Here is a 15,010-nt window from a genome sequence, read left to right on the forward strand (position 1 = left end):
CTGCTCGCCGACGTGGCCGAGGCCCACGGCCTGGGCGGGCGCTCCCCCGCCCGGGACGCCGGCCACGCCCGCCTGCCGGGCCCGCTCGCCGCCGAACTCACCGAACTGCTGGACCGCAGCATCGAGGGCGAGTCCCGGCGCGAGTTCTGGGAACGCATGCGGAAGATGGCCAACGGCACCGGCTGGTATCCCCCGGAGGAATTCCGCACGCCCCCCGGGCAACCCACACCGCCGCCCCGGCCCGAGCCGCCCGAGCCGCCGGGGCCGCCCAGCGCGTGATTTCGGCATGATTGTCAGCGGGACCGCACGAGAGAGGGAGGCGACGATGCCATTCGCGGTGGCGCGGACGCGGGACGAGGCGCACCTGTACCTCGACCTGCACCCGTGCGCATGCGGCTCGGTCGAGACCACCTGGGACACGGCCCTGGCCGACGTCGGCGGCGAGCTCGCCTCCCGCTACACGGGCGCCTGCGCCGACTGCGGCACGGAGCGGGAGTTCCTCTTCGGACTGCCCGAGCGGGAGACGATGACCGGCGAGTTCCCCACGTTCGGCGGCAGCGAGCCCTCCCAGCTGCTGGACGCCGGCGAATGGCTCCGGGTGGCCGACCTGACGGCCGGCGACGTGCCCACCGGCGACCCGGCGGCGGCCCGGCAGGCGCTGACCATCGCCACGGCCGCGGTCGAGGAGGTCGTCAAGTTCATCCCCGCCGGCCATGACCGGGTCCCCGACCACGCGTTCTGGTCTCCACAGGGCCGCGGCGTGCGCGACGCCGAACCGGGCAGGTTCGCGCTGGACCGCCTGCTCATCGTCCGCGACGCCTACCGGGATCTCGCCGCCGGCCATGCCTGAAGCCAGAACGATCACTGAGGCGTACCTCCACATCAGCCTCGCCGTCGCGGGCGGTGAGCCGGGCCGCAACCCCGACCACCGCCCGTGGACCACGCTGACGGAGGGCGAGGACGCGTGGACGCTGGTGTTCGACCGCGACGGCCACCACATCGAGCTCCGGATCCCGTACGCCACGGAACACGCGGCCAGGCGCGACGACCTCCACTTCGGCCCGGGCACCTCCACCCTCATCGACGCCGGCCAGTGGGTGCTCACCGGGGCCGCCTACGCCCGCATGGCACTGGAGGACGACCTGCTCTCCTCCCCCGACGCCGCCCTCGGCTGGCGGCTGGCCAGGGACGCGGCGGCGGAGGCGGCCAAGTTCCTGCCCGAGGGCGCCGCCGAGCTGCCGCCCGGCGCGTTCTGGACCGCTCTCGGCACGGCCGCCCGCGAGCAGGAGCCCGAACGCTTCACCCGGGAGAGGCTGGAGAGCGACCTCGCCTTCTACCAGCAGAACCTGGACCGCCTCCAGTCCCGGTAGTACCTCGTCCGGCGCTCTGCATGCGCCTCGCCAGCGGCCCTAAAGACGTTCGCAACCACCTCGGCCGACCATCGGGGTTGCCAGCTCGGCGCCATCCACCTCGGGCCGCCAGACGAGGACACCACCATGCGACGCCTTTCAGCGATCACCACCCCCGTGATCATCGGCCTGCTGTCGGCAGGGATCGTCACCGCGGCGCCCGCCGCCGCCCGTGCCGCGGCCACAGGGCCCGGCCTGAACGCCTACTACGGCCAGCGGCTCACCTGGTCCGCCTGCGGTGGCGGGTTCCAGTGCGCCAGGCTCAAGGTGCCGCTCGACTACGCTAGGCCCGCCGGCGCCAAGATCGACATCGCGGTCATCCGGCTGCCCGCGGGCGGCGGCGGGCGGCTCGGCTCCCTGGTGATCAATCCGGGCGGGCCGGGCGCGTCGGGCGTGCAGTTCGCCAGGACGAGCGCCAGGCTCGCCTTCTCGCCCCGCCTGCGCTCGCGCTTCGACATCGTCGGCTTCGACCCCCGGGGCGTGGGCGCCTCGACGCCGGTGCGCTGCCTCACGAGCGCGCAGTTCGACGCGTACCACTCGGTGGACGCGACCCCCGACACGCCCGCGGAGCGCCGGAACCTCGACCTGGCGCAGCGCGCGTTCGCGCGGGGCTGCCAGGCCAACTCCGGCAGGATCCTGCCGCACGTGGGCACGCCGAACGCCGCCCGCGACATGGACGTGCTGCGCGCCGCGCTGGGCGAGCGGCGCCTGACCTACCTCGGCTTCTCGTACGGCACCTACCTCGGCGCCGTCTACGCCGACCTGTTCCCCGGCAGGGTGCGCGCGATGGTGCTCGATGGCGCGCTCGACCCGACGATGTCGGCCACGGAGGTGTCGTCCGGGCAGGGCGACGGCTTCGGCGTGGCGTTCACGTCGTTCCTCAGGGACTGCTTCAAGGCCGACGACTGCCCGTTCACCACGCGCCGTGTCGGGCCGTCCATCAAGCGGGTGAACGCCCTGCTGCGCCGGGCCGACCGGGCGCCGCTGCGCAACGACACCGACGGCAGGCAGGTCAACGAGGCCATCGTGACGACCGGCATCTACGCGGCCCTCTACAGCGAGCAGGCCTGGCCGGTCCTGCGCAAGGCGTTCGCGGCGGCGTTCAAGGGCGACGGGGCGGCTTTCCTGTGGCTCTCCGACCAGTACAACAACCGGCGGGCGGACGCCACCTACACCAACGACACCGAGGCACGGCTGGCCGTCAACTGCCTCGACCGCCCGTCGCCGAGAAGGAGCTCCCTCCAGGCCGCCAAGGCGGGCAAGGGCGGCCCGACGAACCCGTGCGACTACTGGCCGGTCCGGAGCCGAGCCGTGCCCAGGGCGCTGCGCGCCGAGGGCTCGGGGCCCATCCTGGTCATCGGCACGGTGCGCGACCCCGCCACGCCGTACGCGTGGGCGAGGTCCCTGGCCGCGCAGCTGTCGAAGGGCGTGCTGCTCACCTACGACGGCGACGGCCACACCGCGTACGGCGGGCCCTCCTCGTGCGTGAACGGCGCGGTCGACCGCTACCTGATCACCCGCGTCCCGCCGCGCGACGGCACCGTCTGCCCGAAGTCCTGAAAGCCCGCCGTCTCACCGCCAGGGGAGGGCCGGAGTTAGGAGAGTCGACCGAGTTGGCGGCGGCACTATACACCTAACCAAGCGCTTGCTACGCTCCGCCCATGACGTCCACGATCGTCTGGGGCACCGGCAACATCGGCCGCGCCGCCATCCGCGCCGTCGCAACCCATCCGGCACTGGAACTCACCGCGGTGCTCGTCCACGACCCCGCCAAGGAGGGCCGCGACGCCGGCGATCTCGGCGGGCTCAGCCACGACCTGGGGGTCCTGGCGACCCGCGACGTCGACGCCGTGCTGGCGGCCCGGCCACGGGCCGTGGTGTACGCGGCGTCCGGCGACATCCGCCCCGACGAGGCCCTCGCCGACATCATCAGGGCGATCCGGGCCGGGGCCGTGGTCGTCACCCCCTCCCTGTACGCGCTCTACGACCAGCGCAACGCCCCGCCCGAACTGCGCGACCCGGTGCTGGCCGCCATCGCGGACGGCGGCGGCTCGCTGTTCGTCTCCGGCGTCGACCCCGGCTGGGGCAACGACGTTCTGCCCCTGCTGATCAGCGGCCTCGGCGCCACCGTGGACGTGATCCGCTGCCAGGAGATCTTCGACTACTCCACCTATGACCAGGAGGACTCGGTCCGCCATCTGGTCGGCATGGGCCGGCCGATGGACTACGAGCCGCCCATGCTCGCGCCGACCGTCCCGGCCATGGTGTGGGGCGGGCAGGTACGCCTGATGGCCAGGGCCCTCGGCGTCGAGCTCGACGAGCTGCGCGAGATCGTGGACCGGCGACCGCTCGACGTCACGGTGAGCACCAAGGCGATGGGCGAGTTCGAGGCGGGCACCCAGGGCGCGGTGCGGTTCGAGGTCCAGGGCATCGTCGAGGGCGAACCCCGCATCGTCATCGAGCACGTCACCCGCATCCACGCGTCCTGCGCGCCCGACTGGCCGACGCCGCCCGACGGCGACGGCGCCCATCGCGTGATCATCGAGGGCCGCCCGCGCATCGAGGTCACGGTGGAGGCCACCGACGAGGGCGGCAACCGCGCCGCGGGCGGGAACGCCACCGCGGTGGGCCGCCTGGTGAACGCCATCGACTGGCTCGTGGCCGCCGAGCCCGGACTGTACGACGCGCTCGACGTCCCGCTGCGCCCGGCGGCCGGCAGGCTCGGAAGGAGACGGCCGTGAGGATCGACATCCCCGAGGGCAAGGAGCCCATCGCGTTCGTGTGGGGCGAGATGGTCCCCGGCATCGGTGTAGCCGCCTCGAACTTCTCGCTGTCGGTGTACGCCCACTCGACCCTCGGGCTCCGCGAGTTCGAGGCGGCGCGGCTGCGGATCGCGCAGATCAACGGGTGCGCGTTCTGCCTCGACTGGCGGACCGAACGCGACGGGGAGAAGGTCGAGGAGGAGTTCGCCGACGCGGTGACGCACTGGCGCACCACGGACGCCTTCGACGAGCGCACCCGGCTGGCCGCCGAGTACGCCGAGCGCTACGCCCTGGACCATCACGGCCTCGACGACGAGTTCTGGACGCGGATGACGGCGCGCTACACCCAACTGGAGATCGTGGAGCTGAGCATGAGCATCGGCTCCTGGCTGGCGTTCGGCCGGCTCAACCACGTGCTGGGCCTCGACACCGTGTGCGTGCTGCCCGGCGGTTCCTCACCCGCACGCGAGCGAGAGGACTGAGCATGACCTGACGAAACCCCCAGGCAGAGCGGTCGGACGCACATTACTTCTCACATAGGGCGCGAGCAGCTGTAGAACCCGTACTCCTTCCTCGAACAGTGAGGAACGCACCATGAGCGACAGCCCGCGATCCCCCCATGTCTCGCGCCGCGGATTCATCACCGGAACCGGCTCCATCCTGGGAGCGGCGGCCCTCACGGGCCTCTCCCCGGCCGCCCGTGCGCACACCCTCCGAGCAGCCGTTCCGATAACCGACGGGGCCCACGTCCCGGCCCTGGTGATCGGCACCGGGTACGGCGGCTCCGTCGCCGCGCTGCGCCTGGCCCAGGCGGGCGTGGACGTACACATGATCGAGATGGGCATGGCCTGGGACACCCCCGGCCCCGACGGCAAGATCTTCTGCAACACCCTCTCCCCCGACCGCCGGTCCTACTGGCTGCGCACCAGGACCAAGGCGCCGCTCAACTACTTCCTCGGCTTCCCGATCGACAGGGACATCCCCCGCTACACCGGGATCCTGGACGCCGAGGACTTCGGCGGCATCACTGTCTACCAGGGCCGCGGCGTCGGCGGCGGCTCCCTGGTCAACGGCGGCATGGCCGTCACCCCCAGGCGCGAGAACTTCGGCGCCGTCCTCCCGTCCGTGAACGCCGACGAGATGTACGGCGTCTACTACCCGCGCGCCAACGCCGAGCTCGGGGTCGGCACCGTCGACCCGGCCTGGTTCGACTCCACCGCCTGCTACCAGTACGCCCGGGTGGGCCGCAAGCACGCCCAGCGTTCCGGGTTCCCGTTCGTCTTCGTGCCCGACGTGTACGACTGGGACTACATGGAGCAGGAGGCGGCCGGCACCGTCCCCAAGTCGGCGCTGGCCGGCGAGATCCTCTACGGCAACAACCACGGCAAGAAGTCGCTGCAGCAGACCTATCTCGCCCGCGCCCGGGCCACCGGCAAGGTCACCGTCTCGCCGCTGCACAAGGTCACCTCGGTCGCCCCGGCGGCCGGTGGCCGCTACACAGTCGTCATCGAGCAGCTCAACACCAACGGCGAGACCACGGCCACCAAGACCGTCACCGCGGACCGGGTCTTCTTCGCGGCCGGCAGCGTCGGCACCAGCAAGCTCCTGGTCAGGCTCAAGGCCACCGGCGCGCTGCCCGGCCTGAACGACGAGGTGGGCAAGGGCTGGGGCGACAACGGCAACGTCATGTGCGGCCGCGCCAACCACCTGTGGGACCCGACAGGCAAGCTCCAGTCGTCCATCCCCTGCTGCGGCATCGACAACTGGGCCGCCGGAGGCGCGTTCGCCGAGATCGCGCCCCTGCCCACCGGGATCGAGACCTACGCCTCGTTCTACCTGTCGATCACCAGGAACCCGCACCGCGCCCAGTTCTCCTGGAACGCGGCCACGGGCAGGGTGGACCTGAACTGGCAGACCTCCTGGAAGCAGCCGTCCATCGACATGGCCAGGACCATCTTCGACAAGATCAACGCCAAGGAGGGGACGATCTACCGTACCGACCTCTTCGGCGTCTACAAGATCTGGGGCGATCAGCTCACCTACCACCCGCTCGGCGGCGCGGTGCTCGACAGAGCCACCGACAACTACGGCCGCCTCACCGCCTACCCGGGCCTGTACGTCATCGACGGCTCGCTGATCCCCGGCAACACCAGCGTCAACCCGTTCGTCACCATCACGGCGCTCGCCGAACGGAACATCGAAAAGATCATAGCCACCGACCTATAACGAGCCCGCGGGCAATCCGCGCGAACACTCCGGCCCGGTCCCGGGCGACAATCGGCGCACACCGCCCCAAAGGGCGCACCCCTCAGGCGCCGGCCCCGGGACCGGAGCCGGTCCACGAACACCGCAGGCACCTGAGCCACAAGAGTGTTGCATGGCCATGCATAAGTGTGTATATACTTCTACCCGTGTCCAAGGTACTCTCCTCTCTGCCCGTCGGCGAACGCGTCGGAATCGCCTTCTCCGGCGGCCTAGACACCTCGGTGGCGGTCGCGTGGATGCGCGAGAAGGGCGCGGTGCCGTGCACCTACACCGCCGACATCGGCCAGTACGACGAGCCCGACATCGCCTCGGTCCCCGGGCGCGCCACGGCCTACGGCGCTGAGGTCGCCCGGCTGGTCGACTGCCGGGCGGCGCTCGTGGAGGAGGGTCTCGCGGCCCTGTCGTGCGGGGCGTTCCACATCCGCTCCGGTGGCCGGGCCTACTTCAACACCACGCCGCTCGGGCGGGCCGTCACGGGCACCATGCTGGTGCGCGCGATGCTCGACGACGGCGTGCAGATCTGGGGCGACGGCTCCACCTTCAAGGGCAACGACATCGAGCGGTTCTACCGTTACGGCCTGCTCGCCAACCCCTCCCTGCGGATCTACAAGCCGTGGCTGGACGCCGACTTCGTCAGGGAGCTCGGCGGACGCAAGGAGATGTCCGAGTGGCTGCTCGCCCGCGGCCTGCCCTATCGGGACAGCACGGAGAAGGCCTACTCCACCGACGCGAACATCTGGGGCGCGACCCACGAGGCCAAGGCGCTGGAGCACCTCGACGCGGGCATCGAGATCGTCGAGCCCATCATGGGCGTGCGGTTCTGGGACCCCGCCGTCGAGATAGCCGCCGAGGACGTCACGATCGGCTTCGAACAGGGACGGCCGAAGACGATCAACGGCAAGGAGTTCGCCTCGGCCGTCGACCTGGTGCTGGAGGCCAACGCCATCGGCGGCAGGCACGGCATGGGCATGTCCGACCAGATCGAGAACCGGGTCATCGAGGCCAAGAGCCGCGGCATCTACGAGGCCCCGGGCATGGCGTTGCTGCACGCGGCCTACGAGCGGCTCGTCAACGCCATCCACAACGAGGACACCATCGCCGGCTACCACAACGACGGACGCCGCCTCGGCCGGCTGCTCTACGAGGGCCGCTGGCTCGACCCGCAGTCCCTGATGCTGCGCGAGTCGCTGCAGCGCTGGGTCGGCTCCGCGGTCACCGGCGAGGTCACCCTGCGACTGCGCCGCGGCGAGGACTACTCCATCCTCCACACCGCCGGACCGGCGTTCAGCTACCACCCGGACAAGCTCTCCATGGAGCGCACCGAGGACGCCGCCTTCGGCCCGATCGACCGCATCGGCCAGCTCACCATGCGCAACCTCGACATCGCCGACACCCGCGCCAAGCTGGAGCAGTACGCCGCACTCGGCATGGTCGGCAGTTCACACGCGACGTTGGTGGGCACCACCCAGGCGGCCCCGACCGAGCTGATCGGCGCGATGCCCGAGGGCGGAGCCGAGGCCATCGCCTCCGGCGGCGAGGCCCCCGTCGACGACGAGCTGCTCGATCACGCCGCCATCGAGTCCGGCACCGACTGACCGCTCCTACTGGAGCAGCGCGGCCGCCTCGGTCCAACCGGCTCCGTCACCACCGGGCTCGTAGCGGGTGAGCCGCTGAGTGGCGGCCACCAGGGCGCGCATCTCGGCCAGGGTGGCGACCACACCGGCCGTACGGGCCTGGACGAGGATGTTGCCGACGGCGGTGGCCTCCGCTGGCCCGGCGATGACCGGCAGACCGCAGGCATCCGCGGTGAGCTGGCACAGCAGTGCGTTCCTGGAGCCACCGCCCACCAGGTGGATCACCTCCACCTGGCGCCCCGTCAGCTCGATGGCCTGGCGCACGGCGGCACGATGCCCCAGGGCCAGGCTCTCCATGACACAGCGGACGAACGCCGGCAGGTCGGCCGGCGGGTCCTGGCCGGTGCGACGGCATTCGGCGGCGATCCTGGCTGGCATGTCGCCCGGCGGCAGGAACGCGGAGGCCCCGGCGTCCACCACGGCGGCGAAGGGACGTGAGGCGGCGGCAGCGGCCAGCAACGGCTCCAGCTCGGGCTCGCCCCATGCGCGCAGGCACTCCTGCAGCAGCCACAGGCCCATGACGTTGCGCAGGTACCGGATGGTCCCATCGATCCCCGCCTCGTTGGTGAAGGACGGCGACGTCAGCACGGGCGAGGTCAGCTCGACGCCGACCAGCGACCAGGTGCCACACGAGATATAGGCGAACCTCTCGGACGCGGCGGGGACGGCGACCACGGCCGAGGCGGTGTCGTGGGAGGCTACGGTGGTGAGGGTCGCCGGCGAGTCGCCGATCAGCACGGCCCCGATCGGGTCTCCCGGCCGGCGCAGCGCGGGGAAGATCCGGGAGGGCAGGCCCAGCTCATCGATCACGCCACCCGCCCACGTCCGGTCGTGCACATCCAGCAGCCCGGTGGTGGAGGCGTTGGTGACCTCGGCGCCGATCTCGCCGGTGAGCCAGTAGGCGATCAGGTCCGGGATGAGCAGCATGGTCTCAGCCCGGTCGAGCTGGTCGGCCAGCAGCTGGTAGACGGTGTTGAACGGCAGGAACTGGATGCCCGACACCGCATAGAGCCGGTCCGACGGCGTCGCCGCACGAGTGCGTCCGTCGCGGTAGTGCACGGGATTGCCGAGCAGCTCCCCGGCGGAGTCGAGCAGCCCGTAGTCGACGGCCCATGAGTCGATCCCGACGGAGCGGACCCTGCCAGCGCGGCGCAAGCCGTGCAGGACCTCCCGGTAGAGGCCCAGTACGTTCCAGTAGAGGGTGCCCGAGACCCGCACTGGCCTGTTCGGGAAGCGATGCACCTCCGAGAGGCGCAGGCTCTCGTCGGAGACGATCACTCGACCGCTGGACGCGCCCAGGTCGACCGCCGCGAAGACGGTCACCGGGTGGACTCCCTGACGGTCAGCTCGGGCTGGAACATGATCTGCTGGTGGGTGTGCGTGCCGGGGTTGTCGCACTCGTCGAGCAGCAACTCGGCTGCCGTACGACCGAGCTGCTGCGTGGGCTGTCTGATCGAGGACAGGGACACCGGGGAGGCGGACGCGAAGTCGATGTCGTCGTAGCCGATCAGCGACACGTCGTCGGGCATCCGGACACCCGCCTGGAGCAGGGTGCGGAGCATGCCCAGGGCCAGCAGGTCGTTGGCGCAGAAAACGGCGTCGGGCAGGCCGTCGGCAAGGAGCCGCTCCGCCGCCTGCTGGCCCGCCCGGGCGGTCATGGTCGGCGTCACCACCTCCACCAGTCCCGGATCACGACCCGCCCTGAGCAGGGCCTGCTGGGCGCCGAGCTTGCGGTCGAGGCATTGCCGGATGGTGAGCGGTCCCGAGACGAAGGCGACCCGGTCACCGCCGCCGGACAGCAGGTGTGAGACGGCCAGAGCGCCTCCGGCGACGTCGTTGACCGCGACCGAGCACAGGTCGGACCGGTCGGCCGGATGATCGACCAGGACCACGCAGATGCCGCGTTGCCGCAGGCTGTCCAGCCGGGTCGTCTCGGCCGCCGGGGTGATGAGCAGGCCGCGGACTCGCTGCTCGGCCAGCGTGAGCAGGTTGCGGTCCTCCTTGGTCTGGTCGCCCGCGGAGTTGCTGAGGATCACCGCGTAGCCGCGATCGCTGGCCACCTCCTCCACTCCGGCGGCCACATCGGTGAAGAACGGGTTGCCGATGTCGATGACGGACAGGCCGATGGTCCTGCTGTGCCCGGCCCGCAGGCTGGAGGCGGAGCCGTGCCTGACGAAGCCCAGCTCCCTGATCGACGCGTGCACCCGGCCCCTGGTAGCGGCGGCCACCTTCTCCGGCCTGTTGAGCACGTTGGACACCGTGCCCGGCGAGACGCCCGCGTGCCGCGCGACCTCCTTGATGCTCACCACGGTCATGGCTTGATTAAAACGTAACAACGAAGTTTCCGCAACTGCACCGTTGACGACGCGCCATAGCCAGCCGTACCGTCCTCCTACAGTAAAAACGATTTGATTAGAGGCGATGTGGACGCGGTTCTGGCCCTGGCTGAAGCCAGCAAGTCCTTCGGCGCCGTCCGAGCCCTGCGCGAGGTGTCGCTGCGACTGGTGGCCGGCGAGGCCCATGCCCTCGCCGGCGAGAACGGGGCGGGTAAGTCGACCCTGGTGAAGATCCTCTCGGGGGTGCACCGGCCCGACAACGGTCGAATCCTTCTGGATGGAGCGCCTGTCGACTTCGGCCGGCCCGCCGACGCGCAGCAGGCCGGCGTCGCGGTCATCTACCAGGAGCCGACCCTGTTCCCCGACCTGTCGATCGTCGAGAACATCTTCATGGGCCGCCAGCCTCGCACGCGGTTCGGGCGCATCGACCGGACGGCGATGAGCGAGCAGGCCAGGCGGCTGTTCGCCCGGCTCGGAGTCCATCTGGACCCCGAGCAGGCCGCCCGCGGGCTGTCGATCGCCGACCAACAACTGGTGGAGATCGCCAAGGCCCTGTCGCGCGACGCCAGGGTCCTCATCATGGACGAGCCGACTGCGGCTCTGTCGGGCAACGAGGTGGCGCGGCTGTTCGGCGTGGTCAACGCCCTGCGCGAACAGGGTTGCGCGGTCCTGTTCATCTCGCACCGCCTGGACGAGATCTTCGAGCTCTGCCAGCGGGTCACCACGCTCAGGGACGGGACGCTGGTCGCCGAGCATCTCATCGCCGACATCACGCCCGACGACCTGGTCCGGCGGATGGTGGGCAGGGACCTGGACGCCCTGTATCCCAAGCAGGACAGCGCGCCCGGCGAGATCGCGCTGGAGGTCCACCGGCTGACTCGCGAGGGTGTCTTCACCGATGTCTCCTTCCAGGTGAGGCGCGGCGAGATCGTCGCACTGGCCGGCCTGGTCGGAGCCGGGCGCACGGAGGTGGTGCGCACCGTCTTCGGCATCGACCGGCAGGACGCCGGATGGGTCGAGGTCGGCGGAAGGCGCCTGCGCCCGGCGAGCCCGACGGCCGCCATGGCCGCGGGCCTGGCCCTGGTGCCGGAGGACCGCCGTCAGCAGGGTCTGGTCATGGACCTGTCCATCGAGCGCAACGTCGCGCTCACCGGGCTGGCCGACGTGCGCCGCGGGCCGCTGATCTCGCGGGCCGCCGAACACGCCCGCGCGCGGGACTGGGCGGTACGGCTGCGCCTGAAGTTCGCCCGGCTGTCCGACCCAGTGGGGGTGCTGTCGGGCGGGAACCAGCAGAAGGTGGTGCTGGCCAAGTGGCTGGCCAGGAAGCCGTCGGTGCTGATCGTCGATGAGCCCACCCGTGGCATCGACGTCGGCACCAAGGCCGAGGTGCACCGCCTGCTGTCAGAGCTGGCGGTGAGCGGCGTGGCCGTCCTCATGGTCTCCTCCGAACTGCCCGAGGTGCTGGGCATGGCCGACCGGGTGCTGGTCATGCACGAGGGCCGCCTGGTGGCCGAGCTGCCGCGAGACGAGGCGACCGAGGAGAGCGTGATGTCGGCCGCCACAGGAAGGACCGCGGCATGACAGCGCTGACGGAGGCGACGCGGCCGGGCGCCGGCGGCAGGGGGCTCATCGACCGGCTGACGCGGGTCCGTGAGCTCGGCATCGTGCTGGCGCTCGCCGCGCTGTTCGGTGTCACCGGAGCCGTCAACCCGAGCTTCCTGTCCGTCGGCAGCATCCGCGACATCCTCCTGAACTCCGCGATCGTGGCCATGCTCGCCGTGGGGCAGACGCTGGTGATCGTGACCCGCAACGTCGATCTGTCGATCAGCTCCATCGTGGGGTTGACAGGCTTCGGCGGGGCACTGGTCCTGGCCGACCACCCGGCGGTGCCGATCCCGGTGGTGATCGCGGGCTGCGTGACGCTCGGCGCGGCGTGCGGAGCGATCAACGGGCTGCTCGTGGGCATGGCCAAGGTTCCGGCCCTGGTCGCCACCCTGGGCACCCTGTACGCCTTCCGCGGCATCGACTACGCCTGGGCGGGGGGCCGCCAGGTGAACGCGGCCGACATGCCGGAGTCCTTTCTGGCGCTGGGTTCCCGATCGGTTCTCGGCGTGCCGCTGCTCGCTCTGGTGACGTTGACCGTGCTGCTCGCGGTCGGCTGGATGCTGCGCAACCTGCGGTCGGGCCGGGAGCTGTACGCCATCGGCTCCAACCCGGACGCGGCGCTCCTCGCCGGAATCCGGGTGCGCCGCCGCGTCATGGCCGCTTTCGTGGCCAACGGCGCTCTGGCCGGTCTGGCCGGCGTGATGTGGGCCGCCAGATTCGGCACCGTCGACGCCACCGTCGCGACCGGCAGGGAACTGGACGTCATCGCGGCCGTGGTGGTCGGGGGCGTGGCGATCTTCGGAGGCAGCGGCACGGTCTTCGGCGCAGCCCTCGGCGCCCTGCTGCTGACCGGCATCACCAGCGCGCTTGCCGTTCTGAGGGTGGACGCCCTGGCCCAGACCGCCATCAACGGCGCGCTCCTGATCGCCGCCATCGTGCTTGACCGGCTCCTCGCGTTGCGGGTGGCCGGCACGCTCCGCCGCAGGAGGTACCGCGATGCTCGCTAGACGGTGGGAGAGCCTGATTCTTGTCCTGCTGGTGGCCGTCTGCGTGTGGGCGGCGCTCGGCGTCGACGGTTTCGCCAATACCTCGAACGTCTCCTTCCTACTGCTCGACACGACTGAGATCGCGCTCATGGCGCTGTCCATGACCTTCGTCGTCGTGGCGGCGGAGATCGATCTATCGGTGGCGTCCACGCTCGGCCTGTCCTGCGCGGTGCTGGGCTGGCTGTGGAACGCGGGGCTGAGCATCGAGGCGATCATGCCCATCTGCTTGATGGTCGGGACGCTGTGCGGGGCGGTGAACGGGCTGCTCGTCACCCGCCTCGGGCTGCCGTCGCTGGCCGTCACGATCGGCACGTTCGCGCTCTACCGAGGGCTGGCCTACGTGATCCTGGGTGACCAGGCGGTGGCCGACTTACCTGCCGCCTACACCACGCCCGCGACCCAGCCCCTCATCCCGCTCGTACTTGTGGCCGCGCTGGGGGTGGGTGCGGCGGTGCTCCTGCACGCGACCGGCGTCGGCAGAGCGGTCTTCGCGATCGGCGCCAACCAGGAGGCCGCGTTCTTCGCCGGGATCCGAGTCAAGCGGATCAAGTTCTGGCTCTTCGTGGCCAGCGGCGCCATGGCCGCGCTGGCCTCCCTGATCCTCACCTTCCGCTACGCCAGTGCCCGTGCCGACAACGGCGTCGGGCTGGAACTGGCCGTGGTGGCCGCCGTCCTGCTCGGCGGAGTCTCCATCTTCGGCGGGCGCGGCAGCCTGCCGGGAGTCCTCATGGCGGTGCTGCTGCTTGGGGTCGTGCGCAACGCGCTGATCCTGGCGGACGTCGCCAACGAGGTCCTCAACTTCGTGACGGGCCTGCTACTCGTCGCATCCGTGCTGGTGCCGAACCTCGGGGCGCTCTGGCGACGGCGCTCCACATCACAACAGGAGGTCCCATGAAAACGCGAGCCGTGGCTGCTCTGGTCGGCACCGCTCTCCTCGTTTCATCCTGCGGCGGCACGACCAAGGGCGACGCCGCCCCGCAGCAGTCGTCAGCCCCCGCCGCCACCGCGAATCCGAACGCCCCGCTCAAGCAGGGCCTGAAGATCGCGTTCCTGCCCAAGCAGGTCAACAACCCCTACTTCACCATCGCCGACGGCGGTGGCGCCAACGCGGGCAAGGAGTTCGGCGCCGAGGTCAAGGAGGTCGGGCCTTCGGACGCCAACGCCTCCTCACAGGTTTCCTACATCAACACGCTCATGCAGCAGAGGCAGGACGCCATCGTCATCTCGGCCAACGACCCGAACGCGGTGGTGCCCGCGCTCAAGCAGGCCATGAGCGCCGGGATCAAGGTGGTCTCCTACGACTCCGACTCCGGTCAGGACGGCCGCCACCTGTTCGTCAACCAGGCAAGCGCGGAGGACCTGGGCAGGACCGAGGCGCAGCTCATCGCGGAGCAGATCGGCGGGAAGGGCAAGATCGCCATCTTGTCGGCCACGCCCAACGCCACCAACCAGAACACCTGGATCGACTTCATTAAGGACGAACTCAAGAAATATCCGGACATGGAGCTTGTCAAGGTCGCCTACGGCAACGACGACGACCAGAAGTCCTTCACCGAGACCCAGGGCCTGCTGCGCTCCTACCCCGACCTCAAGGGCATCATCTCGCCCACCACGGTCGGCATCGCCGCCGCCGCGCGCTACCTGTCCAACTCGCCGTACAAGGGCAGGGTGAAGCTGACCGGCCTCGGCACGCCGAACCAGCTCCGCAAGTTCGTCAAGGACGGCACGATCGACGGCTTCGAGCTGTGGAACCCCGGCGACCTCGGCTATCTGGCCGCCTACGCGGCGGCGGCACTGGCCTCCGGCCAGATCACCGGCGCCGAGGGCGAGAAGTTCAAGGCGGGCAAGCTTGGCGAGTACACGGTCGGCGCCAAGGGCGAGGTGCTGCTCGGCAAGCCCACGGTGTTCACCAAGGACAACATCGACGATTTCAACTTCTAGCTCCCGCTGAGG

At 70.6% G+C, this 15,010-nt stretch carries 13 protein-coding genes and 1 pseudogene; 12 read left to right on the forward strand and 2 right to left on the reverse strand.

What is annotated here, in order from left to right; all coding sequences use genetic code 11:
- The 8 genes and pseudogenes from DQW85_RS08515 to argG all read left to right on the forward strand — a co-directional run.
- A pseudogene (locus DQW85_RS08515) lies at nt 1-279 on the forward strand (hypothetical protein); the annotation flags it as partial.
- A 46-nt stretch (nt 280-325) separates the two neighbouring features.
- A complete protein-coding gene (locus DQW85_RS08520) occupies nt 326-850 on the forward strand; it encodes a hypothetical protein (RefSeq protein WP_113699824.1) in 525 nt (174 codons plus the stop codon).
- Nucleotides 843-1,370, forward strand: coding sequence for a hypothetical protein (locus DQW85_RS08525; protein ID WP_113699825.1), 528 nt, complete (start codon nt 843-845; stop codon nt 1,368-1,370). The genes DQW85_RS08520 and DQW85_RS08525 overlap by 8 nt, the downstream gene beginning before the upstream one ends.
- A 126-nt stretch (nt 1,371-1,496) precedes the next feature.
- Nucleotides 1,497-2,969, forward strand: coding sequence for an alpha/beta hydrolase (locus DQW85_RS08530; protein ID WP_113699826.1), 1,473 nt, complete (start codon nt 1,497-1,499; stop codon nt 2,967-2,969).
- 101 nt (nt 2,970-3,070) lie between these two features.
- On the forward strand, nt 3,071-4,150 hold the full coding sequence (locus DQW85_RS08535) for an NAD(P)H-dependent amine dehydrogenase family protein (RefSeq protein WP_113699827.1): 1,080 nt from the start codon (nt 3,071-3,073) through the stop codon (nt 4,148-4,150).
- Nucleotides 4,147-4,653: a carboxymuconolactone decarboxylase family protein gene (locus tag DQW85_RS08540; RefSeq protein WP_113699828.1), complete on the forward strand. Its 507-nt coding sequence runs from the start codon at nt 4,147-4,149 to the stop codon at nt 4,651-4,653. The genes DQW85_RS08535 and DQW85_RS08540 overlap by 4 nt, the downstream gene beginning before the upstream one ends.
- A gap of 112 nt (nt 4,654-4,765) precedes the next feature.
- Nucleotides 4,766-6,397: a GMC oxidoreductase gene (locus tag DQW85_RS08545; RefSeq protein ID WP_113699829.1), complete on the forward strand. Its 1,632-nt coding sequence runs from the start codon at nt 4,766-4,768 to the stop codon at nt 6,395-6,397.
- Nucleotides 6,398-6,582: 185 nt separating this feature from the next.
- On the forward strand, nt 6,583-8,031 hold the full coding sequence (gene argG / locus DQW85_RS08550) for an argininosuccinate synthase (RefSeq protein ID WP_113699830.1): 1,449 nt from the start codon (nt 6,583-6,585) through the stop codon (nt 8,029-8,031).
- A gap of 6 nt (nt 8,032-8,037) precedes the next feature.
- Here the strand turns inward: argG and DQW85_RS08555 are convergent, their stop codons facing one another.
- Both DQW85_RS08555 and DQW85_RS08560 read right to left on the reverse strand, forming a co-directional pair.
- Nucleotides 8,038-9,393: a rhamnulokinase gene (locus DQW85_RS08555; RefSeq protein WP_113699831.1), complete on the reverse strand. Its 1,356-nt coding sequence runs from the start codon at nt 9,391-9,393 to the stop codon at nt 8,038-8,040.
- On the reverse strand, nt 9,390-10,385 hold the full coding sequence (locus tag DQW85_RS08560; RefSeq protein WP_113699832.1) for a LacI family DNA-binding transcriptional regulator: 996 nt from the start codon (nt 10,383-10,385) through the stop codon (nt 9,390-9,392). The genes DQW85_RS08555 and DQW85_RS08560 overlap by 4 nt, the downstream gene beginning before the upstream one ends.
- Nucleotides 10,386-10,493: 108 nt before the next feature.
- Here DQW85_RS08560 and DQW85_RS08565 point away from each other — a divergent pair, with 108 nt between their 5' ends.
- The 4 genes from DQW85_RS08565 to rhaS are packed head-to-tail and all read left to right on the forward strand — an operon-like array spanning nt 10,494 to nt 14,998.
- Nucleotides 10,494-11,987: a sugar ABC transporter ATP-binding protein gene (locus tag DQW85_RS08565; RefSeq protein ID WP_240197027.1), complete on the forward strand. Its 1,494-nt coding sequence runs from the start codon at nt 10,494-10,496 to the stop codon at nt 11,985-11,987.
- Nucleotides 11,984-13,018 carry an ABC transporter permease gene (locus tag DQW85_RS08570; protein WP_113699834.1) on the forward strand — a complete coding sequence of 345 codons (1,035 nt, stop codon included), beginning with the start codon at nt 11,984-11,986 and terminating at the stop codon, nt 13,016-13,018. The genes DQW85_RS08565 and DQW85_RS08570 overlap by 4 nt, the downstream gene beginning before the upstream one ends.
- Nucleotides 13,008-13,952: an ABC transporter permease gene (locus tag DQW85_RS08575; RefSeq protein WP_113699835.1), complete on the forward strand. Its 945-nt coding sequence runs from the start codon at nt 13,008-13,010 to the stop codon at nt 13,950-13,952. The genes DQW85_RS08570 and DQW85_RS08575 overlap by 11 nt, the downstream gene beginning before the upstream one ends.
- Complete coding sequence (gene rhaS / locus DQW85_RS08580; RefSeq protein WP_113699836.1) at nt 13,949-14,998, forward strand: rhamnose ABC transporter substrate-binding protein; 1,050 nt, start codon at nt 13,949-13,951, stop codon at nt 14,996-14,998. Before DQW85_RS08575 ends, rhaS begins: the two co-directional genes overlap by 4 nt.
- Nucleotides 14,999-15,010: the final 12 nt, after the last annotated feature.

Origin of the sequence: Nonomuraea lactucae (assembly GCF_003313395.1) — a bacterium.
Taxonomy (GTDB): Bacteria; Actinomycetota; Actinomycetes; order Streptosporangiales; family Streptosporangiaceae; genus Nonomuraea; species Nonomuraea lactucae.